This window comes from Enterobacter sichuanensis, from assembly GCF_002939185.1.
GTDB lineage: Bacteria > Pseudomonadota > Gammaproteobacteria > Enterobacterales > Enterobacteriaceae > Enterobacter > Enterobacter sichuanensis.
On the sequence record NZ_POVL01000036.1, the window covers coordinates 32,255 to 53,677 of the forward strand.

22 protein-coding genes are annotated in these 21,423 nt (G+C 57.6%); 2 read left to right on the forward strand and 20 right to left on the reverse strand.

Translation table 11 applies throughout. The annotated features are described in order from the left end of the window. Window positions 1-171: 171 nt before the first annotated feature. The 10 genes from C5687_RS16090 to hpaG all read right to left on the reverse strand — a co-directional run bounded on the left by C5687_RS16090 (window position 172) and on the right by hpaG (window position 10,385). On the reverse strand, window positions 172-681 hold the full coding sequence (locus C5687_RS16090) for a 4-hydroxyphenylacetate 3-monooxygenase reductase subunit (protein WP_025757440.1): 510 nt from the start codon (window positions 679-681) through the stop codon (window positions 172-174). Window positions 682-698: 17 nt separating this feature from the next. Further along, entirely contained in the window at window positions 699-2,261 is a 1,563-nt protein-coding gene (hpaB, locus tag C5687_RS16095; protein WP_025757441.1) for a 4-hydroxyphenylacetate 3-monooxygenase, oxygenase component, read from the reverse strand. A 184-nt stretch (window positions 2,262-2,445) separates the two neighbouring features. Beyond that, window positions 2,446-3,372, reverse strand: a complete 927-nt coding sequence (gene hpaA / locus C5687_RS16100) for a 4-hydroxyphenylacetate catabolism regulatory protein HpaA (protein WP_047957695.1) — start codon at window positions 3,370-3,372, stop codon at window positions 2,446-2,448. Further along, on the reverse strand, window positions 3,344-4,690 hold the full coding sequence (gene hpaX / locus C5687_RS16105; protein ID WP_104557357.1) for a 4-hydroxyphenylacetate permease: 1,347 nt from the start codon (window positions 4,688-4,690) through the stop codon (window positions 3,344-3,346). The genes hpaA and hpaX overlap by 29 nt, the downstream gene beginning before the upstream one ends. 21 nt (window positions 4,691-4,711) lie before the next feature. Further along, complete coding sequence (gene hpaI, locus C5687_RS16110) at window positions 4,712-5,509, reverse strand: 4-hydroxy-2-oxoheptanedioate aldolase (RefSeq protein WP_095441756.1); 798 nt, start codon at window positions 5,507-5,509, stop codon at window positions 4,712-4,714. A gap of 9 nt (window positions 5,510-5,518) precedes the next feature. Next, a complete protein-coding gene (gene hpaH / locus C5687_RS16115; RefSeq protein WP_025757444.1) occupies window positions 5,519-6,322 on the reverse strand; it encodes a 2-oxo-hept-4-ene-1,7-dioate hydratase in 804 nt (267 codons plus the stop codon). Window positions 6,323-6,400: 78 nt separating this feature from the next. Further along, entirely contained in the window at window positions 6,401-6,781 is a 381-nt protein-coding gene (locus C5687_RS16120) for a 5-carboxymethyl-2-hydroxymuconate Delta-isomerase (RefSeq protein ID WP_025757445.1), read from the reverse strand. 9 nt (window positions 6,782-6,790) lie between these two features. Continuing rightward, window positions 6,791-7,642: a 3,4-dihydroxyphenylacetate 2,3-dioxygenase gene (gene hpaD, locus C5687_RS16125; RefSeq protein ID WP_014830538.1), complete on the reverse strand. Its 852-nt coding sequence runs from the start codon at window positions 7,640-7,642 to the stop codon at window positions 6,791-6,793. 2 nt (window positions 7,643-7,644) lie between these two features. After that, on the reverse strand, window positions 7,645-9,111 hold the full coding sequence (gene hpaE / locus C5687_RS16130) for a 5-carboxymethyl-2-hydroxymuconate semialdehyde dehydrogenase (protein WP_104557358.1): 1,467 nt from the start codon (window positions 9,109-9,111) through the stop codon (window positions 7,645-7,647). Beyond that, on the reverse strand, window positions 9,108-10,385 hold the full coding sequence (gene hpaG, locus C5687_RS16135) for a 4-hydroxyphenylacetate degradation bifunctional isomerase/decarboxylase (RefSeq protein WP_104557359.1): 1,278 nt from the start codon (window positions 10,383-10,385) through the stop codon (window positions 9,108-9,110). The genes hpaE and hpaG overlap by 4 nt, the downstream gene beginning before the upstream one ends. A 270-nt stretch (window positions 10,386-10,655) precedes the next feature. On the opposite strand from hpaG, the gene hpaR reads away from it, so the two are divergent. Continuing rightward, the gene (gene hpaR / locus C5687_RS16140; RefSeq protein WP_025757450.1) at window positions 10,656-11,096 is read left to right on the forward strand and encodes a homoprotocatechuate degradation operon regulator HpaR; all 441 of its coding nucleotides are present in this window, start codon (window positions 10,656-10,658) and stop codon (window positions 11,094-11,096) included. 83 nt (window positions 11,097-11,179) lie between these two features. Next, the gene (tsr, locus tag C5687_RS16145) at window positions 11,180-12,844 is read left to right on the forward strand and encodes a methyl-accepting chemotaxis protein (RefSeq protein WP_025757452.1); all 1,665 of its coding nucleotides are present in this window, start codon (window positions 11,180-11,182) and stop codon (window positions 12,842-12,844) included. A gap of 76 nt (window positions 12,845-12,920) precedes the next feature. On the opposite strand, the gene C5687_RS16150 is transcribed toward tsr, so the two are convergent. From C5687_RS16150 to C5687_RS16195, 10 genes are all read right to left on the reverse strand, one after another. Then, on the reverse strand, window positions 12,921-13,436 hold the full coding sequence (locus C5687_RS16150) for a GNAT family N-acetyltransferase (RefSeq protein ID WP_104557360.1): 516 nt from the start codon (window positions 13,434-13,436) through the stop codon (window positions 12,921-12,923). Continuing rightward, window positions 13,436-15,727, reverse strand: coding sequence for a phosphatidylglycerol--membrane-oligosaccharide glycerophosphotransferase (opgB, locus tag C5687_RS16155; RefSeq protein ID WP_146086287.1), 2,292 nt, complete (start codon window positions 15,725-15,727; stop codon window positions 13,436-13,438). The genes C5687_RS16150 and opgB overlap by 1 nt, the downstream gene beginning before the upstream one ends. Window positions 15,728-15,997: 270 nt before the next feature. After that, window positions 15,998-16,480 (reverse strand): YjjA family protein, encoded by a 483-nt coding sequence (locus tag C5687_RS16160; protein ID WP_047957701.1) that lies wholly within the window; start codon window positions 16,478-16,480, stop codon window positions 15,998-16,000. 84 nt (window positions 16,481-16,564) lie between these two features. Beyond that, a complete protein-coding gene (dnaC, locus tag C5687_RS16165) occupies window positions 16,565-17,302 on the reverse strand; it encodes a replicative helicase loader DnaC (RefSeq protein WP_014168503.1) in 738 nt (245 codons plus the stop codon). Then, on the reverse strand, window positions 17,299-17,844 hold the full coding sequence (gene dnaT, locus C5687_RS16170; protein WP_025757460.1) for a primosomal protein DnaT: 546 nt from the start codon (window positions 17,842-17,844) through the stop codon (window positions 17,299-17,301). The genes dnaC and dnaT overlap by 4 nt, the downstream gene beginning before the upstream one ends. A 150-nt stretch (window positions 17,845-17,994) precedes the next feature. Next, window positions 17,995-18,423 carry an organic hydroperoxide resistance protein gene (locus C5687_RS16175; RefSeq protein ID WP_008502092.1) on the reverse strand — a complete coding sequence of 143 codons (429 nt, stop codon included), beginning with the start codon at window positions 18,421-18,423 and terminating at the stop codon, window positions 17,995-17,997. An 84-nt stretch (window positions 18,424-18,507) separates the two neighbouring features. Then, complete coding sequence (locus C5687_RS16180) at window positions 18,508-18,960, reverse strand: MarR family winged helix-turn-helix transcriptional regulator (protein ID WP_045286455.1); 453 nt, start codon at window positions 18,958-18,960, stop codon at window positions 18,508-18,510. 41 nt (window positions 18,961-19,001) lie between these two features. Further along, entirely contained in the window at window positions 19,002-19,634 is a 633-nt protein-coding gene (locus C5687_RS16185; protein WP_104557362.1) for a TetR/AcrR family transcriptional regulator, read from the reverse strand. Between the two features lie 67 nt (window positions 19,635-19,701). After that, entirely contained in the window at window positions 19,702-20,175 is a 474-nt protein-coding gene (locus tag C5687_RS16190) for a threonine/serine exporter (protein WP_045286457.1), read from the reverse strand. Continuing rightward, complete coding sequence (locus tag C5687_RS16195) at window positions 20,166-20,942, reverse strand: threonine/serine exporter family protein (RefSeq protein ID WP_025757466.1); 777 nt, start codon at window positions 20,940-20,942, stop codon at window positions 20,166-20,168. Before C5687_RS16195 ends, C5687_RS16190 begins: the two co-directional genes overlap by 10 nt. Between the last annotated feature and the right edge of the window lie 481 nt (window positions 20,943-21,423).

Below are 21,423 nucleotides of genomic sequence, written 5' to 3' on the forward strand. Positions count from 1 at the left end.
TTCCTGTATATTGAGGTATGCGCTGAATGATGCGGGTGCACTGACACGCGGTGTCAGTATTCAGGCACAGAAAATTTATCTTATGGTTATATAACGGCGTGATTTAGCGGAAACCTTAGGAGTTTTTGTAGAAAGCGGCGCTGGCCGGTAAAAAGGCCAGCGCGAAGGGGATTACACGGCGACTTCCGTCTCCAGCATGACCGGGTGGAAACGGCGTCTGAAGTAGATCAGGCCGTGTCCCGCGTCACTCAGAATGATGTTTTTAATTTCAACAAGATAAACAAGATGCGTGCCGATGGTTTGCACCTGGCTAATCTCGCCTTCCAGGCTTGCCAGCGCGCCCTTCAGCACCGGCTGCGCCAGCGGGCCTTTTTGCCAGCAGGAGAGGGCAAAGCGCTCCTCCATCGCCATACCGGTCATCCCTGCGAAATGGCGAGCCATGATCTCCTGCTCATGGTTCAGCACGTTAACGCACAGCCTGCCGTTACCCTGAAATACCGGATTCATGGCGCTGTTGGCGTTGATGCACACCATCACCGACGGCGGGGTGTCCGTGACCGAGCAGACGGCGGTGGCGGTAATGCCGCAGCGGCCTGCCTCACCCTCGGTGGTCACCACATTGACCGCGGCCGACAGGCTGGCCATAGCGTCGCGAAAACGCAGGCGTTGTTCTGATTGCATGATAACCTCCCGCTGCATTATTTCAGCAGCTTATCCAGCATGTTGATATCGCTGTTGTTGTGCAGGTGCGGCACCGTCCAGCCGTGTTGGTCGTACTCGGACATGCAGCGGTCGACCATCGCCATCATCTTGTCCATGTTGCCGGAGCTCTGCGCCTGGCGCAGACACTGCAGGCGGATTTCATCCTGGCTACCGGAGTAGTTGATCTCATACAGCTCGTGACGGCCGCCAAACTCGCTGCCGATGGCATCCCACATCAGCTTCAAAATCTTGATGCGTTCGACGTGATCCATGCCGTTAGAGCCGCGCACGTATTTCGCCAGGTACTGGTCGATCTGCGGGTTGTTCAGATCCCGCGCGCTGGACGGCAGGTAGATAAGCCCGGACGTCACGTTACGCTCGATGATGTTCTTGATCTTCGCGTAGGCCATCGGCGCCATCACGCGGTAAGTTTGCAGCGCGGCGTGATCCGGCAGATACGCGCCGTTGACCCACGGGGTGGCTTCGGAACACATGGAGTCGCTCAGCGCCCAGAACATGTTGCGCCAGGCCACCACTTCGCCGAGATCCGCCTGTACGCCGCGGAACTCCAGGGTACCGGTGCACTCCAGGGATTTCTTCAGCAGGGCGGTGATGAAGTCGAGTTTTACCGCCAGACGCACGCAGGCCTGCAGCGGGTACATGCGGGCAAAGCCGCCCTCCATTGTCCAGCGACGGCAGCGGTCGAAATCGCGGTAGATCAGCACGTTTTCCCACGGGATCAGCACGTGATCCATCACCAGGATCGCGTCGTTCTCGTCGAAGCGGCTGGAGAGCGGGTAGTCATACGGCGAGCCGGTTGCGCCTGCCACCATCTCGTAAGAAGCGCGGGAGATCAGCTTCACGCCCTCGGCATCCATCGGCGCGACGAACATCAGCGCGAAGTCCGGGTTTTCCCCCATCACCTGCGCGGAGCCAAAGCCGATCATGTTGTAGTGGGTCAGCGCCGAGTTGGTGGCCACCACTTTCGCCCCGCTGACGATGATCCCGGCATCGGTCTCTTTCTCCAGCTTGATGTAGACGTCTTTCACCTCGTCCGCCGGTTTGTGGCGGTCGATGGGCGGGTTAACAATGGCGTGGTTGAAGTACAGGCCGCTTTCCTGAATGCGGGTGTACCAGTTGCGGGCGTTCTGCTCGAACTGGCCATAGAAGGTTGGGTTGGCGCCGAGGGCGCAGCCGAACGCGGCCTTGTAGTCCGGCGTGCGGCCCATCCAGCCGTAGCTCAGGCGTGACCACTCGGCAATGGCGTCGCGCTGCTGGCGCAGATCGTCGGCGCTTTTTGCCACCCGGAAGAATTTATGGGTGTAGCCGCCGCTGCCGGTGTCGGTGCCCCAGCACAGCGTGTCCTGCATCTCCGGCTTGTGCAGCGCGTCGTACATTTGTGCGATGGACGCCGCCGCATTGCGAAACGCCGGATGGGTGGTGACGTCTTTGACGCGCTCGCCGTAGATGTAAATCTCGCGCCCGTCCTGCAGGCTTTTTAAATACTCTTCACCGGTTAACGGGCGTTTGGCGTCAGCGCGGAACTCTTCAGGCTTCATAGGGACCTCGTATCGGAATCGGGTTGTTAAATTTATGTTTTGTTTTTGTTGTTTAATTGAAGCCTGAGAGGGGCGGGAGGTGAAGGGACGTTTGGGACAACGGCAGGTACTTTTCGGGTGGAGAAGGGATTTGTGATCGTTGTCCCCTCACCCTAACCCTCTCCCCATAGGGGAGAGGGAACAATTACACCCTCTCCCCTATGGGGAGAGGGCCGGGGTGAGGGGAAACCGGTACTTTCTGCGCCCGGTACGCGCTTGGCGAGCACCCCACTAAGCGGTTAAAAAAGCGGGCAAAATAGGCCGGATCCTTAAACCCCAGCTGCCAGGCAATCTCGCTGACCGCGCTGTCGGAGAAGAGCAGCAGCCGCCTCGCTTCACGCAGCTGCCGGTCGAAGATCAGCCGCTTCGGCGGACGGTTGGCGAAGCGGCGGCAGATATCGGTCAGGCGGGATTCGGTCAGGTGCAGCTCGCTGGCATATTCCGGCACCGTCCAGTGCTGGTGGTAGTGGGCATCAATCAGCTGGGTAAAGCGCTGGAACAGCTTTAACTCGCCGCGCATGCCGCCTGACGCGTGGTCGTCGAGCTTCGCGTTGCGCAGCAGCAGGGTGAAAACCGCCTGCGCCAGCAGGACCAGGGTATGCTCACGACCGGGCAGCTGCTCCGTGGATTCCCGGGCAATCAGCTGCCAGTAGTGCCTGAGCGCCGCCAGCTCGTCCGGCTTATCCGCCAGCGAGAGGCAGATCCCCGGCAGGCCAAACGCCTCCCGCGTGCCGGGGTAGAGCACTTCCAGCAGCGGCCAGATCAGATCCTCGCGCACCGTCAGGACGTGACCGTCACTGTCGGATTCGGTGATAAACGCGTGCGGCACCGACGGCGGCGTGAGGACGAACAGCGGGGCCTGCACCGAATAGCGGTGATCGTCGAGCTGCAGCTCAATCTGCCCGGTATCGAGAAAGTGCATCTGAAAGTACTGGTCGTGACGATGCGCCTGCATGTCGCGGCCAAAAAAGGCCGCCATGCGGGCGAAAGACTGGTAGTGCACATCGTCGGTGCCCAGACTTTCGTCGTACTCCTTGCTGATATCAATGTTGGCGATAGGGCTCTGGCACATGATCGTTCCTCTGTTGATCCCGCAGCGTCATCGGGATGCGCATCAGCACCAGCGCGCCGACCACCAGCAGCCCGGCCACAAACCACAACCCGGAGCTGAAGCTGCCGGTGGCGTCGCGCAGGATGCCAATCAGCAGCGGGCTGACGGCAGAACCGACGTTGCCGATGGCGTTGATCACCGCCAGCGCCACCGCGCGGGACTGCAGGCTAATGACCCGATCCGGCGTGGTCCAGAATATCGCCATGGCGGTAAACGATCCGGTTGAGGCCATGATGATGCCAAGCAGTTGGATCAGGCTGTGATCGGTGGCCGAGGCCAGCATCCATCCCGCCGCCGCAAACAGGTACGGCAGGATGGTGTGCTTTTTTCGCTCTTTCAGCCTGTCTGAACGGCGGCTCCACCAGATCATCCCGAGGATGGTACAAAATTGCGGGATCGCCGCCAGCAGGCCAATCACGATATTGCTGCTGCCGGTGTTAAAGCTTTGCAGGATCTGCGGCGTCCAGATGTTGATCGCGCTCAGCGTGTTGGTCAGGCAGAAATAGGCCAGCGTGTAGAGAAGCACCGCCGGGGTCAGCACCTCGCGCAGCGTTGATTTCGGCGTGACGGGGCGGGCAATGGCGACCTCCTGCTCGCGGGCGATCATCGTTTTCAGCGCCCGTTTCTCGTCATCATCCAGCCAGCTGGCCTGATCCGGCGTGTCGTTGAGGTAAAACCAGGTCACCACGCCGAGCACCACGGACGGCAGCCCCTCCAGCAGGAATAACCACTGCCAGCCTTTCAGGTTCCACAGCCCGTCCATCGCCAGAATGTAGCCGGAGAGGATCGAGCCGAGCATCATGGTCACCGGCATGGCGATCATAAACAGCGCGTTGGCGCGGGCGCGGTGATACGCCGGGAACCACCAGGTGAGATACACCAGGATCCCCGGCAGGAAACCGGCTTCGGCAATGCCCACCAGCATGCGCAGCACGTAGAGCGTTTCCGGGCTGGTGGCGAACATGGTGCAGGTGGAGGCGATCCCCCATACCACCATGATCCCGGCGATCCAGCGACGTGCGCCGATCTTTGCCAGCATGATGTTGCTCGGGATGCCGCACAGCACGTAGGTGACGTAAAACAGCGTCGCGGCCAGGCCAAACATGGTGGAGGTCAGGCCCAGATCTTTACCCATCGTCAGCCCGGCAAAGCCGATGTTGATGCGATCGAGAAACGAGAAGACAAACAGGATAAAGAGAAAGACGATCAAACGCCGGAACAGTTTGTTAATGGCGCGCTGTTCAACAGCGTGATTATTTTGCAGGGTAGAGGTCGTCATGATGCGCTCCAGATCTTACGTTTAGTAGATGGATTTATTGTTATTAACTGACGTAACCGGGTTTTCGATAAAACGTGCCGCCAGCGCTTCCGCGCCGCGGGCGAGCAGGGTGGTGTCAACGCCGACGGCAACAAACCGCGCGCCGAGATCGAGATAGCGTTTTGCCAGCGCCTCGTTGGCCATCAGAATGCCGGGGGCTTTACCGGCGCTGAGGATCTGCGCGATCGCCTGTTCGATGGCGGCCTGCACTTCCGGATGCTGTGGATTGCCGGCAAAACCCATGTCGGCGCTGAGATCCGCCGGGCCGATAAACACCCCGTCGACGCCGTCCACGTCCAGGATCTGCGGCAGGTTTTTCAGCGCTTCGCGGGTTTCGATTTGCACCAGCACGCACATGGCGTCGTTAGCCTGCTGCAGGTAGTCCGGAATGCGGTTCCAGCGCGAGGCGCGCGCCAGAGCGCTGCCCACCCCGCGAATGCCCGCGGGCGGATAGCGCGTCGCGCGTACCGCCAGACGGGCCTCGTCGGCGTTTTGCACCATCGGCACCAGCAGGGTTTGTGCCCCCACATCCAGCAGCTGTTTGATCTGCACCGGATCGTTCCACGACGGGCGGACCACCGGCTGGCTCGGATAAGGGGCGATGGCCTGCAGCTGGGTTAAGACGGTCTGCACGCTGTTCGGCGCATGTTCGCCGTCGATCAGCAGCCAGTCGAAGCCGGCGCCAGCCAGTAATTCCGCGCTGTAGCTGCTGGTCAGCCCCAGCCATAAACCAATTTGCGGGCGGCCTGTCTGCAGTGCCGCTTTGAATGCGTTTTGCATCGTTCTCTCCTAAACAAAGCGGCAGCTGATGGCGCCCATGTTGCCGTAGTCCACGTGGAAGGTGTCGCCCCGGCTGGCGGTCACCGGGCGGGTAAACGAGCCGCCGAGGATGATCTGCCCGGGCTCCAGCTGCACGTCATACGGGGCGAGCTTGTTTGCCAGCCACGCCACGCCGTTGGCCGGGTGGTTAAGCACGCCTGCGGCGACGCCGGTCTCTTCAATGACGCCGTTGCGGTAAAGCAGGGCGGAGATCCAGCGCAGATCCAGCTCGTCGGGCTTAATCGGGCGGCCACCGAGGATCACCCCCGCGTTGGCGGCGTTATCGGAGATGGTGTCGAAGACCTTGCGCGGGCGCTGGGTCTCCGGGTCGACGTTGTGGCAGCGGGCGTCGATCAGCTCCAGCGCGGGGATGACGTAATCCGTGGCGTTGTAGACGTCGAAGAGGGTGCAGTTCGGGCCGCGCAGCGGTTTTGCCAGCACGAAGGCCAGCTCTACTTCGATGCGCGGGACGATAAACCGATCGACGGGGATGTCGCTGCCGTCGTGGAAGAACATGTCGTCCAGCAGTGCGCCGTAGTCCGGTTCGCTAATCTGCGAGCTGGCCTGCATCGCTTTGGAGGTAAGGCCGATCTTGTGGCCCTTCAGCACGCGGCCTTCGGCAATTTTCAGGCTGACCCATTCGCGCTGAACGGCGTAGGCGTCGTCAAGGGTGATCGTCGGGTAGTCGAGGGAGATCTGGCGGATCTGTTCCCGGGACTGCTCCGCCTGATGCAGGCGATGGGCGATCAGGGTGTGGGTGTGTTTGTCGAGCATGGCGATATCCTTTATGCGGCTGTTGCCGGGTGGCGCTTCGCTTACCCGGCCTACGATGTACGGGGCGGTGTGCGCTCGCTATTTAAACAACGCGTGCACGTTGTTTTGTTTGTAATTGAGCGTCGGGTGCAGTTCGTCCAGCTCAAACGACAGCGCCAGATAGCGGCTCGCCATCAGCTCTGCAAAATGCGTTTTGATCAGCGCAAACAGCATTTCACCCACCTCTTCCCGGCTCTCCAGACTGCGCCCGGCACCTATCTTCAGCGTCATATGGACAAAGGCGTAATCATGTTTACCGTCGGCCATCTGCCAGGTATCCAGCCAGTGGGCGCGGCTGCGGATACCGCCGAGCGGGAAGATGCCCGTGGCGGCCAGCGCCTCGTTGACTTTGGCGAAAAGCCCCGGCAGGTCGGCCTGCTCGCGGATGTTGTCGGTGCATTCAGCAATAAAGTGCGGCATGGTGGCTCCTTAGGCGGGCAGGGGGAAAACGGCGTTAACCTGGCCGGTGCCGGAGCTGGCGAACAGCTCGGTGAGAAACTCCACCTTGCCGTCGTATTTGTCCCAGCCGAGCATCCCCAGCAGCATCACCGTGTCGTGCATGTTGCCCTCGCCGTAGCAGTAGTCGGCATACTCCGGCAGCATGCTGCAGAATTCTTTGAACTGGCCCTCGCGCCAGAGCTTCACCACCCGTTCGTCCATCTGGCGGTCGAACTCGCGGGTGTAGCTGTTCATCCCTTCCTCCGCGCGCTGGTCGTCAATAAAGCGGTGCGACAGCGAGCCGCTGGCGAGCACCGCCACGGTACCGTCGTATTTTTCGATGGCGCTGACGATGGCCTCGCCCAGCCTGCGGCTATCGGCGAAGTCGTGAACCGTGCAGAACGCCGAGATGGAGACCACTTTGAAGTGCTTATCCGCGTTCATGTAGCGCATCGGCACCAGCGTGCCGTACTCCAGCTTGAGACTCGGAATGTTGTGCGCTTTGGCGCGCACGCCGAGCTTCACCGCCTCGTCGGCGATCAGCTGGCCAAGTTCCGGGTTGCCGTCGTAGTCGTAGGTCATGTCGCGGATAAAGTGCGGCAGCTCGTTGCTGGTGTAGACGCCAGAGAAATGGTCCGCACAGTTGATGTGGTAGGCGCTGTTCACCAGCCAGTGGGTGTCAAACACGATGATAGTGTCCACGCCCAGCTCGCGGCAGCGCTTGCTGATCTCTTTATGCCCGTCGATGGCACCCTGACGGCAGCCGTGGTTTTTACCCGGCAGCTCGGAGAGGTACATCGACGGTACGTGGGTGATTTTTGCTGCTAACGCCAGTTTCCCCATGATCAGATCCCCCACTTTGGAATCGGATGGTCGCCCATGGAGATGCAGACATTCTTCATCTCCGCGAACACTTCAAAGCTGTATTCGCCGCCTTCGCGCCCGGTGCCGGAGGCCTTGACGCCGCCAAACGGCTGGCGCAGGTCACGCACGTTCTGGGTGTTGACGAACACCATGCCGGCTTCGATGTTGCGCGCCAGACGCAGCACTTTGCTGACGTCCTGGGTCCAGATGTATGACGCCAGGCCGTACTCCACGTCGTTGGCCAGGCGCAGGCCTTCCGCTTCATCTTTAAACGGCAGCAGGCAGGCCACCGGCCCGAAGATCTCTTCCTGCGCCACGCGCATACGGTTATCGACATCCGCCAGCACGGTCGGGCGCAGGAAGTTGCCGCCCTTCAGGTGCGCAGGCAGGTCGGTCGGCTTGTCCGGACCACCTGCCAGCAGGGTCGCACCTTCCTCAATGCCAAGGCGAATGTAGCCCGAGACTTTTTCCCAGTGCTGTTGGCTGATCAGCGCGCCAATCTGGGTGTTCGGATCCGTCGGGTCGCCCACGCGCAGGCGGTTGGCGCGCTCGGCAAAGCGCTTCACGAATTCCGGGTAGATGCTCTGCTGGATGAAGATGCGTGAGCCGGCGGTGCAGCGCTCGCCGTTGATGGAGAAGATGGTGAACAGGGCGGCGTCCAGGGCGCGCTCGATGTCGGCATCCTCAAAAATCAGCACCGGAGATTTGCCGCCCAGCTCCATGGAGTACTTCTTCAGTCCGGCGTTTTTCATGATGTTGCGCCCGGTGGCGGTACCGCCGGTAAAAGAGACGGCGCGCACGTCATGATGGCGCACCAGCGCGTCGCCCGCCGTGGCGCCGTAGCCCTGCACCACGTTCAACACGCCCGCCGGAATACCCGCCTCCAGCGCCAACTCGCCCAGACGATCGGCGGTCAGCGGGGAGAGTTCAGACATCTTCAGCACCGCGGTATTGCCTAACGCCAGGCAGGGGGCGACCTTCCAGGTGGCGGTCATAAACGGCACGTTCCACGGCGACACCAGCGCGCAGACGCCCACCGGCTGCACCAGGGTGTAGTTGAGCATCTTGTCGTCAACCGGGTAGGTTTTGCCGTTCATCTGCTGGCACACCTCGGCGAAGAATTCGAAGTTGTGCGAGGCGCGCGGAATGAGGACGTTTTTGGTCTGGTGGATCGGCAGGCCGGTATCGGCGGTCTCCATGGCGGCGATCTCCGGGACGTTCTGGTCGATCAGTTCCCCCAGGCGACGCATCAGGCGTGCGCGCTCTTTCATTGGCAGATTGGCCCATTTCGGGAAGGCCTCTTTTGCAGCCGCCACGGCCTGATGGACTTCGGCTTCACCGCCGGAGGCCACTTCTGCCAGTACCTCGCCGGAAGCCGGGTTGGTAGTGTGGAAGTAGTCGCTTCCCGCCACGTTTTTGCCGTTGATCCAGTGGTTAATTTGTTTCATTTTGCCGTCTCCTCATTCACAATCCGGTTCACCAGGCGTCCAACGCCCTCCACTTCCACCACCACTTCATCGCCCGGCACCACGTCGGAGAGTCCTTTCGGCGTGCCGGTGGCAATCATGTCGCCCGGCTGCAGGGTCATAAAATCGCTCAGATACGCAATCAGGTACGGGATGCTGAAGATCAGATCCGCCGTGGTCCCTTCCTGGCGCTGCTCGCCGTTGACTAAGGTGCGCAGGGTGAGGTTGTGCGGGTCGGGAATGGCCGCTTTCGGCACGATGTTCGGGGAAATGGGCGTCAGCCCGTCGCGGCTTTTGACCCGCAGATTCGGGCGGTAGTAGTTTTCCAGGTAGTCGCGGATGGCGTAGTCGTTGCAGACCGTATACCCCGCGACATAGTCCATCGCCTCGGCTTCGCTGACCTTGCGCGCGGTTTTCCCGATAACCACCACCAGCTCCGCCTCGTAGTGCATGTACTCAACGTTGTTCGGGCGTACCGAGGTCTGGTTGTCGCCGTTAAAGGTATTCGGCGCTTTGATAAACACCAGCGGCTCGGTCGGCGGCTTGAAGTCCAGCTCGCTGGCGTGATCGGCGTAGTTCAGACCGAGGGCAAACAGCGTGGGATGCGGATGCGCGCCGTGAGCGATGGCCACGTCGCGTTCAGCCACCACCGGGTTTTCCAGCGGGGGAAATCCTTTCGCCAGAATGCGCACGCGATCCCCCGGCTGCAGCGCGACGCGGGAGTGTGGGGTGCCGAGCAGAATGGCATCACCCGGATTGAGGGTGGCGAACTCGCTCAGGGCACTTAGCAGTTCGGCGGCGTTACGCTGCAGATCGGCAGTGTTCCAGTGGTCCGCTTCGCGACCGTTGATCTCGGTGATGATGGTCAGGTTATCCACGTTATCAACGGCGGCCAGCTCGCCGAGCGGACAGAATCCGTCGCGGCATTTGGCCTTGATGGCCGGGCGGTAGAAGCTCTCTTCCGGCAGGCTCACCTCGTTGGCCAGCGCATATCCTGCGATGTACTCCGCGGCATTCTCGACGCGCACCCTGCTGGCGGTTTTGCCCACCACCAGTGCGACCGTCGCACCGCTTAATACCGTTTCCCCCTGCGGGAAGGGGATCGGCTCGCCGGTGCGAATCACGGTGTTATGTGGCTTGATGAACCACACCGCCGTTTTTGGCGGGGTGTTGTAGGGGGCTTTTTCGAACGCCTCACGCCAGGCTTCACGCTGGCTTTGATGGTTCAGCGCCACGGCAAAAACAGTACCTTTCATTCACATACTCCTCACCCCGGTGGTCCAGGTGGTGATTTCATTAATATGTTAATGATCTGGTTTTAAGCTTTTGCTGTTTATTTCGCAATCAGAAGTGAAGAATTTGTGATAGGAATAACAATAAATTTACATATCAATCATTATTTCAAAGTAAATCAGCATGTTAATAAAATTGACGGGTTTCTGTTAGACTTTTTGACAGAAAATGCGTTGTTTATAAAAACATCTTTTAGTGATTGTTTACTTGTTAATGATGTGAAGGGGAGAGCTATGCATGACTCATTAACCATTGCGCTGTTACAGGCGCGGGAAGCGGCGATGTCGTACTTCCGACCGATTGTGAAGCGCCATAACCTGACCGAGCAGCAGTGGCGGATTGTGCGCGTGCTGGCTGAACATCCGTCGATGGATTTTCACGATCTGGCGTTTCGTACCTGTATTTTGCGCCCGAGCCTGACCGGCATTCTGACGCGGATGGAGCGCGACGGCCTGGTGCTGCGCTTAAAGCCGGTGAACGACCAGCGCAAGCTGTACGTGTCGCTCACCAAAGAGGGCACTGCGCTGTATGAGCACGCCCAGGCACAGGTGGAAGAGGCGTATCAGCAGATTGAGGCGGAATATACCCCGGAGAAGATGAAACAGCTGACCGCGCTGCTGGAAGAGTTTATTGCGCTCGGAAACCGGCATAACGCAGCGCGGGAAGAAGAGTAAAAACCCCAAATTCCAGGATGATTTTCGTAAAGTTTTCTCTTTCCAGGCCGAAAATTCTGTATCTGTCTGAGGAAAGAGAAAACATGTTAAACCGTATCAAGATTGTCACCAGTTTAATGCTGGTTTTAGCGATATTTGGCCTTTTACAACTCACATCCGGTGGTCTTTTCTTCAATGCCCTTAAGCATGACAAAGAGAATTTCACTGTTCTGCAAACCATTCGTCAGCAACAGTCCACGCTGAACGCCAGCTGGGTAGCGTTGCTGCAAACCCGTAATACCCTGAACCGTGCGGGTATCCGCTATATGATGGATCAGAGCAATATCGGCAGCGGCGCGACCGTTAACGATTTGATGCAAATTGCATCTGCGTCTCTGAAACAGGCGGAAAAAAACTGGGCTGCCTACGAAGCCCTGCCGCGCGATCCGCGTCAAAACGACGCTGAAGCGATGGAGATCAAACGTAACTATGACATTTACCACGGTGCGCTGGCGGAGCTGATTCAGCTGCTGGGTGCAGGCAAAATCAACGCCTTCTTCGATCAACCGACCCAGAGCTACCAGGACGGTTTTGAGAAGCAGTATGTGAGCTACCTGCAACAGAACGACAAGCTGTACCAGATTGCGGTTGAAGACAGCAACAGCTCCTTCAGCCAGGCTATCTGGGTGCTGGTAAGCGTGCTGATTGCCGTGCTGGTGGTGATCGTGGCTGTCTGGCTGGGTATCAAGCAGGCGCTGATCTCCCCGCTGACGCGTCTGATCGACAACATTCGCCATATCGCCAGCGGCGACCTGGTGAAGCGCATTGAGGTGCAAGGCGCTAACGAGATGGGTGAACTGGCCGACTCGCTGCGTCATATGCAGAGTGAGCTGGTGCGGACCGTTGGTGACGTGCGTAACGGCGCGAATGCTATCTACAGCGGCGCGAGCGAAATCGCGATGGGCAATAACGACCTCTCCTCCCGTACTGAACAGCAGGCGGCTTCCCTGGAAGAGACCGCTGCCAGTATGGAACAGCTGACGGCGACCGTTAAGCAGAACGCCGAGAACGCCCGTCAGGCGAGCCATCTTGCGCTGAGCGCCTCTGAAACCGCGCAGAAAGGCGGTAAAGTGGTGGATAACGTGGTGCAAACCATGCGCGATATCGCGGGCAGTTCGCAGAAAATTGCCGACATTATCAGCGTGATCGACGGTATTGCTTTCCAGACCAACATTCTGGCACTGAACGCGGCGGTTGAAGCGGCGCGTGCGGGCGAGCAGGGTCGTGGTTTTGCGGTGGTGGCAGGTGAAGTGCGTAACCTGGCACAGCGCAGCGCCCAGGCGGCACGTGAGATCAAGAGCCTGATCGAAGACTCCGTGGGCCGCGTGGAAGTGGGCTCAACCCTGGTGGAAAGTGCCGGTGAAACCATGGGTGAGATCGTGAATGCGGTCACCCGCGTAACGGACATCATGGGGGAGATCGCCTCTGCGTCTGACGAACAGAGCCGCGGTATCGACCAGGTGGGTCTGGCGGTGGCGGAGATGGATCGTGTGACCCAGCAGAACGCCTCGCTGGTAGAAGAGTCTGCCGCGGCTGCGGCCGCGCTGGAAGAGCAGGCGAGCCGCCTGACGCAGGCTGTGGCGGTGTTCCGCATTCAGCAGGAGCAGATGAAAGCGCGCGAGTTTGCATCCGCAAAAACGGTGTCCGCGCCGGTGATGACGCGTAAAACCGCGACTGCCGATGCCGGTGATAACTGGGAAACCTTCTAACGCCGTGTGTGGTGCCGGGTGGCGGCTTCGCCTTACCCGGCCTACGGTTCAGGTTTTTTAGGCCCGGTGGGCGATATTACAGAGGCAGGCGCATGGCGCAGCGAGCGTCATACGCCAGACCGTGCGCTGCCTCTTCTTCCCTCTTCTGACGCAGCTCAGGCGTGAGTTCAGTGACGTATTCAAACCCCAGCCGCGCATAGAACGGCGCATTCCATGGCACCTCGCGAAATGTCGTCAACGTCAACGCTGTCAGCCCCATTTTGCGGGCATGGTCAGCCGCACAGGCGATGAGTTGTCGACCTATCCCTTTTCCCTGCCAGGCCCGATCAACCGAAATCTCCACAATAAACAGCGACGACGCGTGCGCTTCGGTAAGGATAAACCCCACGGGGCGGCCGTTCGCCAGCGCCAGCCAGCTGAACCCGCGTTCGGCATAGCCGAGGTGTTGCTCTGCGGTAATGACCTCGCCGTCAGCAAGCCAGGCGAATTCCGGGATGTCACGGAATCGTCCGGCCGCCGCGCGTTCAATAGCGGACAGGGCGGCCACATCGCCGGAGCGTGTGGGACGAACGGTAATGTGAAGGTCAACCATCAGCCTGCGGTTCTCACAATTTTGATCTCTACCATGCCAATCCCAATCTCACGCGGTGAGTGTCCAAGGATATTCCCCTCATTCGTCGCCTGCGGGTCAGGTGGCACAATCACCAGGGTATTGCTGCGTGAGGGATTGTCAAAATGCAGCGTGTGTGTGGTCACGTCGTTTCCAAGCGTCAGCGTCTGCTCGCTATCGCCCACGCGGACTGGCACGGGCTTGTTGGCGTTGGGGCCGTACGCTCGGGCCGTGATCACCAGATCAAATTGTTCCGGCAGAGGATGGGTATACTCAATTTTCACCTCGTTGCCCAGTTGCGCGTTCGACCAGCGCCCCCAGGACTCCGGACGGGAGATGCCGCTAAACTGTTTCACCTCTTCCGGCGCGCCGGCCACGTTAAAGATAAAGCTGTCCGCCTTGTAGCGAATGTCGTTATCGACGATTTTCAGCATGTCGACGTTACGCTGATAGCGCGCGGTATCAATCACCGCGTCTTTGAAAGCGGTTTTGCCTTTCCATACCGCTTTATCCACATGCTGAACGGTTTGCTCCCCGCCAAGCTGGCCCTGAGAGACGCACCAGTCGGTAGAGAGTGCCAGCGGCTGGGACCAGAGCTGGCCCATTTTGTAGCATCTGTCGACCCAGACGAAGTTATCACGCGGGGCAAAATCGGCGAGCTGATAACGCAGCGGCGCGGAATATTCGCTTTCCGGCAGCGGCTCGACGCGACTCTCCGACACGCGTAACAGCAGCGGCAGGCGGAAGTTGCTGCCCGAGAAGGCAATGGTGTTTTTATCGCGATCGATGGTGAAGTCTTTCATCTCTTTCGGGAAGTTCCACAGGCGGATGATGTCTGGCTTCCAGGCGAGGATTTTCTCCTTCATGTTGAGAAACACTTCCGACAGGGATTGCCCCGACAGCGTGCTGCGGCCAAGGCCAATAAAGTTATCTCCGCCCAGAATGTCCAGCACGGTCGCCCCGTTATCCATGGAGTTGCGTTTGGTGGCGATCACCTCCTGCCGCGGCTGGTCGCCGCGCAGGACAAAGAACAGATTGCTGCGATCCTGCTTGTTGAGCTGATCCCAGGCGCTGTTTTTCATCGCCAGATGGTCAGACGAGACGACGATGACGGTGTTTTTAAACCAGGGCGAGGCTTTGATCTTCTCGACCAGCGCGGCGATGTGCTCCTGGCTACAGGTCACGGCGCTGAAGGAGGTGTTGTTTTTGCCATCGACATCATAGCGTTTGCGCTTACAGGTGCGTGAGACGAACCCATCCGGATGATGCGTATCCACCGTCAGGGCAAAGAGCGAGAAGCGCTTGCCCGCGCGGGAGAGTTCCTCGAATTTCTTCCAGGTTTCGTCCAGCACGGTATCGTCATAGAAGCCCCAGTCGTTACGGTAGCCCGGATCGGCCACCGTCGTTTTTAACTCTTCCGAGCCGTACAGGTGGTCAAAACCGTGGGATTTCAGGAACACATCTTTTCCGGCGAAGCGCAGGTTTGCCCCCTGCATAAAATAGTTTTCGTAGCCGGAGTTTTTCAGGATGTCGCCGAGGCAAATATTCTGGGGGAAGAACGTCGACATTGAGGCTGAGGCGTTCCCTTCAAAAGGGGCGAACAGCGGAATACCGCACTGGGAGGCGACCATCCCGGCGATGGTGTAATCCGTACCGGGTAACTGCATGGTGTGGCTGAAATCGAGGCCTTCGTTTTTCAGTGCGCCCAGGTCTGGCGTCAGGTTCGGGAAGGCGTCATTATCAAAGTAGGTGCGCTCCAGGCTTTCACCGTAGATATAGACCAGATTGAGTTTCGGGTTGGCGATCGTTTTCGACGGTTCTTTGTAGTAGGCCACAAAATCCGGGTCGCCGTCGCGCGACTGGGATTTCACCAGCTCGGTGATCTGATGGAACGCCGGGCTGGCGTCGACGGAGGCCAGCGCCAGGACTAACGCCAGCAGGCTGTAACCATGGTGGTGCGGATGATGGCGACGTCGACGCAAGACCCAGGCAAGCGCGCCAAAAATCGTCACCAGCGCGACGACGAGGCCGAGCCCCGGAATTATGTACTTACCTACGCCTGCGCCGGTCAGGCTGTTCGTCAGCGTGTAGAGCACCGCGTCGTTAATGCCGTCACCGGTAAAGTAATCGCTGGCGTATAAAGTAATGTTTAAAATAATAAAAATGCCAAGCACCACCAGCGTGGCGATAAACCACCAGGTGTTACGGCCGGCTTTCCAGGCATAGACGCCGACAGAAGCCAGAAAAAGGGCAAGGGACATTAATTCTGACAACAGCCTATCCTCATGACGCCAGGTGCTTCGCTGGCTAACTGTTTATTTTTTAGGTCATACACTGTAATTGCGATGTCGTTTAGCTGCAATTTTAGTGTCACGAAAGTGTGCTGTTGTTAGGATTTGGTTTAGAAAATCGTTTTTATGAAGGGTGTCGCATCCTGACAAACGGACGCTCTGACGGTGTCTGGTAGGGAAAATGTTCGTTTAGCGCCGCGTTGCAAGACTATCGCATTAAACGCGGCGTGTTGTGGCAGAAAATGGGGCCGATCAGGAGATGAAATTAACGCCTTGTTTCAGCACCAGATCGCAGGCTTTGGTTTTCACCTCTTTTGCCAGTGACGAGTTGCCGAGAGTGCTCAGGTTAAGCTGCTGGCCGTTTTGCGCGTTAAGCAGGCCCTGAATACCGTCCATATAGTTGGTATCCGCTTTCTGCTCCTGGGTATCCAGACCCAGTTTACCCAGCACCTGGTTTTTCACGTTTTGCGCGTCGGTCACGGAGGCCAGTTTTTGCTTCGCGCAATATTCCAGAATCCCCGCCGCGTTGTTCATCGTGCCCGCGCTCAGGCTCTGGCTGCTGTTGCCCAGCAGGCTGGTGAGGGAAGAGGCGGAGAGTCCGCCCTGAGAGCTGCCGCTCTCTTTGGTCAACTGGTTTGCGGCGCTTGACAACGACTCCTGCCAGGAGGCTGCCTGCGCTGCGCCGGTAACCAGCAGCGCGCCTAAAAAGGTGCTGATAACAATCTGTTTTTTCATATTGGCTTTCTCAAAAAGGTCCGTTTTGGGCCGGAAGGGGTTCCAGTATATACCTGCGCCCTGTCGGCGATTCCTGGAACTGTCTTAATACTCTTTGCCGGTGACGCGGCTGCGGTAACTTTCCCAGTCGAAGATGACATACAGGCTGTTACCCAGCTTCATGCGGTCCATGACGCGTTCCCCCAGCAAGCGGGTCATCTCATCGATATTGTGATTCGTTAACATGCCGGTGGGGCGCTTGGAGGAGGAGCGGCGATCGACAATCTGGTTAATGATCACCTTTTCATAACGGGATTCGGTCTGAACCCCGATCTCATCGATGACCAGCAAATCCACATTACTCAGATCGTTAAGCAGTTGCTCTTCGCTGGTTTCCCGGTTGCTGAAGGTGTCTTTCATCGCAGACATGATATCGGCCACAGTGATGATAAGGACCGACTTCCCGCGCAGAAGCAGTTCGTTGCAAATGGCGGCGGCCAGATGGTTTTTACCGGTTCCCGGCTTACCGCTGAAGATGAAGCTGGCGATATTGCCGTCGAATTCATCAACATACTGACGTGCGGCGGCGAGCGCGTTCATCTGCCCGTTGGTCTCGATTTTATAGTTATCAAACGAGCAATTCTGGTGCAGGGGACGAATACCGGAACGGTTGAAGGTGCGCTGCATTTTCATCGCCCGGTTTTCGCGGGCGAGGGCCGCGGCGCGGATCTTTCCCTGCTCTTTTTGCCACGCCAGCAGCTCTTCCCCCGTCGTGAAAGCGGGCTTTACGTTGGCAGGCATCATTTTTTGCAGTCGTTTCATCAGGTCGCCGACATTCTTCATTTCGCACCTCGGAATCCACTCGGGATCTGTTTATCCGGTTCGGAAAACGCGTTGATATCGCGTTTTGGCTGGCCATTGTTGCTGGCGCGGGTAATTTGCAGGTGACGCGCGAGCTTTTGCTGCCACTGAATATGGGTGAAGACTTTACCTTCCGCCTGCCACCAGGCGGTAAATGCGGCGAGCTCTTCAGCGGTAGCTGGCTGGGTTAACGCAATGCCCCACAGCGCGGCCTGGCGCTGAAAATCTGCATCCGGTTGCCAGCCCGCGTAGAGGGCAAATTTTCCCATCGGAACGGTCACGGGCGCGTTAACCGGCTCATCGAAGAACTGGTTATCCAGCGTGATATCACTCGCCGGGCGTGACAATTGCGCTTCAGTTTCCAGGAGCTGTGCCAGACGTTCCGGTGTGATTGCGTAAAACGCCGGAGCGTTGTCGGCAAAAACCGCAACCGTGCCACCTTCGGCGTGGGTCAACACACCGCGTGGGTCGCGCATAAAGGCATCAATACCAGCAATGCTGGTGGTCAGGATTCTGGAGGACATAACGCTTTCTCTACTGAATGACTTCGGGCGTGATATGGGCTTATGGTAGCACAGAGAGGATGAGGGAATGGAGGGGGATTTCCCCGGTGGCGCTGCGCTTACCGGGGCTACAGTGGCAGGACTGATAAGCGCAGCGCCATCAGGCATTTATCACGCGATGATATTCAGGGTCACGTCGATGTTGCCGCGGGTCGCGTTAGAGTACGGGCATACAATGTGCGCGGCATCCACCAGCTTTTTGGCTTCCGCCGGATCCATACCTTCAACATGGATGTTCAGCTTTGCTTCAATACCAAAGCCGGTTGGCAGTGGACCAATACCCACTTCACCTTCAATAAAGGCGTCTTTTGGCAGGGTAAATTTGTCGCGCGCGGCCACGAACTTCATCGCACCCAGGAAGCAGGCGGAGTAGCCTGCAGCAAACAGCTGCTCAGGGTTGGTGACGTCTCCGCCCATGCCGCCCATCTCTTTTGGCACACCCAGTTTGACATCCAGTACACCATCGGAAGAGGTCGCGCGGCCGTCACGGCCACCGGTTGCTTTTGCTTTGGCGGTATAAACAACTTTTTCTAAAGACATGGCAGGTTCCTCATCTTGCTTTAATGTGTGCTATTAAATAGCGTGCGATATATATGGTTAAATAAAGATACGTAAAGTATAGCCTTACGCGCGCTGAATATGTTGTCGCAAAAGCTCCAGCTGCTGCTTGAGAGACAGCAGGGTGTCGGTATCACACTGCGCTGCGCATCCCACCGCATGGGGGATTCCTGCAGCCTGCTGCTGAAGTTCACGTCCCGCGTCACTCAGGGTAACGGCGACCTGACGTTCATCCTGGCGCGAGCGCTGACGGTTTATCAGCCCGGCGCTTTCCAGACGTTTTAACAGCGGCGTCAGGGTGGCAGAATCCAGAAACAGCCGTTCACCGATGTCCGACACCGTGATGTCATCCTGCTCCCACAGCACCAGCATTACCAGGTATTGCGGGTAGGTCAGGTTCAGCGGTGCCAGCAGTTGCCGGTACAGCTTATTTAGCGCCAGATTTGCCGAATAAAGGGCAAAGCAGAGCTGGTTATCCAGCCTGAGCGCAGCGGTTGCGTCGTGTGTTTTCGCGTTCATGAGATAAATATAGGTAGCGCACGATTTAATTGCAAGCAATTTTATGGGCAGGTATAACGCAGGGCCACCTGAACGGCCATTTTACGGTAGTGCTGGCGCTGCGCCTCTTCGTCTGCACCCTCTTCAAACAGCAGCGTAAAGGTGTAGCTGTTGGCAACGTAATGAAAGCTGAAACTGCTGATCAGACGATGCAGATCGCGCGCGTCAACCGTCTGGCTGAATAACTGTTTTTCTTTCCCCCGGCGCAGGATCCCTTCCAGCAGATCGAGCGCGCTACGGTTGACCTGGCGAAGGTAATTCGACTGCTGCATAAAGCGGCCACGCTGCATGTTTTCCATGCAGATAATCCGGATGTAATCCGGGTGGTCGGCGTGGTAGTCAAAGGTGGCTTCCACCAGTTCGACCAGCGCTTCGACCGGTGACATGTCTGCGAGGCTAAGCGCTTTTTCACTGGCGCGGATCTGGGTGTAAACATATTCCAGTACGAGGAGATACAGGTTTTCTTTGTTCTTAAAATGGTAAACCACCATCCGCTTGGTGGTGCCAGCTTTCTCTGCGATCTGCTCCATGCGGGCGCCGTTCAACCCATATTCGGCAAAAAGCGCGATAGCGCTCTGAAAAATTTTCTCTTTCAGGCTGGATTCTTCAGGGAGTTCGCTGCCAGGGTTAGCCACATCCTTTCCTTATGTTCACCAAACGGACCAGAAAGATTATCTCCATGGCAGCGGGATAATACAAATATCAAACGCGTGGGCGTTTACGGTAGAGCCAGAGTCCGGGGATCGACAATCCGATAGAGAGCGCGCCGACAATGGATGAGGCCTTAAGAAAGTTGCTGAGAAGAAGGATCATCTGCGGTTCGGTGTAGCCAAAATGGCTAATTTTCACCGCCGAAATCATCGCCGTATAGGCCGAAATACCGGGGAACATCGGGATCACGGCGGCGACGGTGAAGACTTTCGGATGCGCCAGATACCAGCGCGACCACTGGATACCGATGCTGCCGACCAGCATAGAGGCCATAAAGGTCGACCATTCGATGTTAAAACCCGCCGTCATCATCACCATGCGCGATCCATGACCGATGGCGCCCAGCAGTGCACACCATGGCAGAGCGCGTTGCGGAACGTTAAATACCATCGCAAAGCCGACGGCAGGAATGGCGGCCAGGGCCATATCCTCAGCCAGCGCCAGCAGAAAATCTATCACGCCCATCCGCGTAACCCCCAGAGTGTCATGGCCATGACCACGCCGATGCAGGTCGCCAGGGTCAGCAGACTGGCGATAGCCCAGCGTGCCAGGCCAGTATTGATATGCCCTTTAAACATGTCGGCGACGGCGTTAATCAACGGGAAGCCCGGTACCAGCAGAAGGACACTGGCGGCCATGGCGATCGTCGGGGTGCTGGCAAATTGCGGCAGACGCAGGAGCAGGCCAGACACCGTGGTGGCGACAAATGCGGTAATGCAGAAGTTAATTTGCGGGTGTAGCTGCCGGTGTGTCAGCAGCTGGCGAACATACATGGCGATACTGCTGGCAAAAAAGGTGACGATCGCCCCATCCCAGCCGCCTTTATTGAGCTTACAAAAGCAGGCGCACGAGAGCCCCACCATCAATACGACCAGCCAGCGCGGATAACGTAATGGCTTAATCTGGTTGAACCTTTTTTCTATCTCATTGAGATCGAGAAGCTTATGTTCAGCAAGAATGACGATATGTTGCACTTCGGTCACGACGTGCATGTTAATGCCACGGTCATGATTTTTGCGGGTAGAGGTCAGGCACTGACCGTCTTTGATGGTGGTCAGCACAATGGCGTTGGATGAGATGGCGCTTTCAACGCTATCCATACCCAAAGCCAGCCCCAGCCGGGTTGAAAGCTCCTCAACCAGCGCGCTTTCCGCGCCGTGCTGGAGCAAAAAAAGTCCGCACTTTATACAGAGCCGCGTGATAGCACGCTGCGTTGACCGATCTGCCTGCATGTATTGTCCCGAAGATGATGATGGAGAGTTGCCGTTTAGCTCACGATGATTACTTTTAGCACAAAGTGCAGTGTCTCTTGCTGTGGGTCAGATCAAGGTTTATGCAAACAGTGGCAACCCGTATCGCTGAAGGGTGGGGGATTAATCTATTAATGCAGTGAATTCTTTATATAGAGATATAAATACTTTGTATTTAGTTATTCTAATTTTATATTGTCATTATTTTAATGGGTTCGGAATTAAATTTATTTGCGCTTTGTGAGATATTACCGTTGTTTTAGGCATTTCCTAAACTAAAAAACATATCTCATCTTCTGCTTGTATTAATCGGTTTTATACTCAGGGACGAAAATAGTGATAGAGCGATGTGTTTTGACGTTACACATTCTATGAAAAATGGACACGGAGGGTCTATGTTGTCATTGCATGGTAAGCATGGCGTGGTTATTAGCCGGATACCCGTCATGCAAAACGGGTTAGG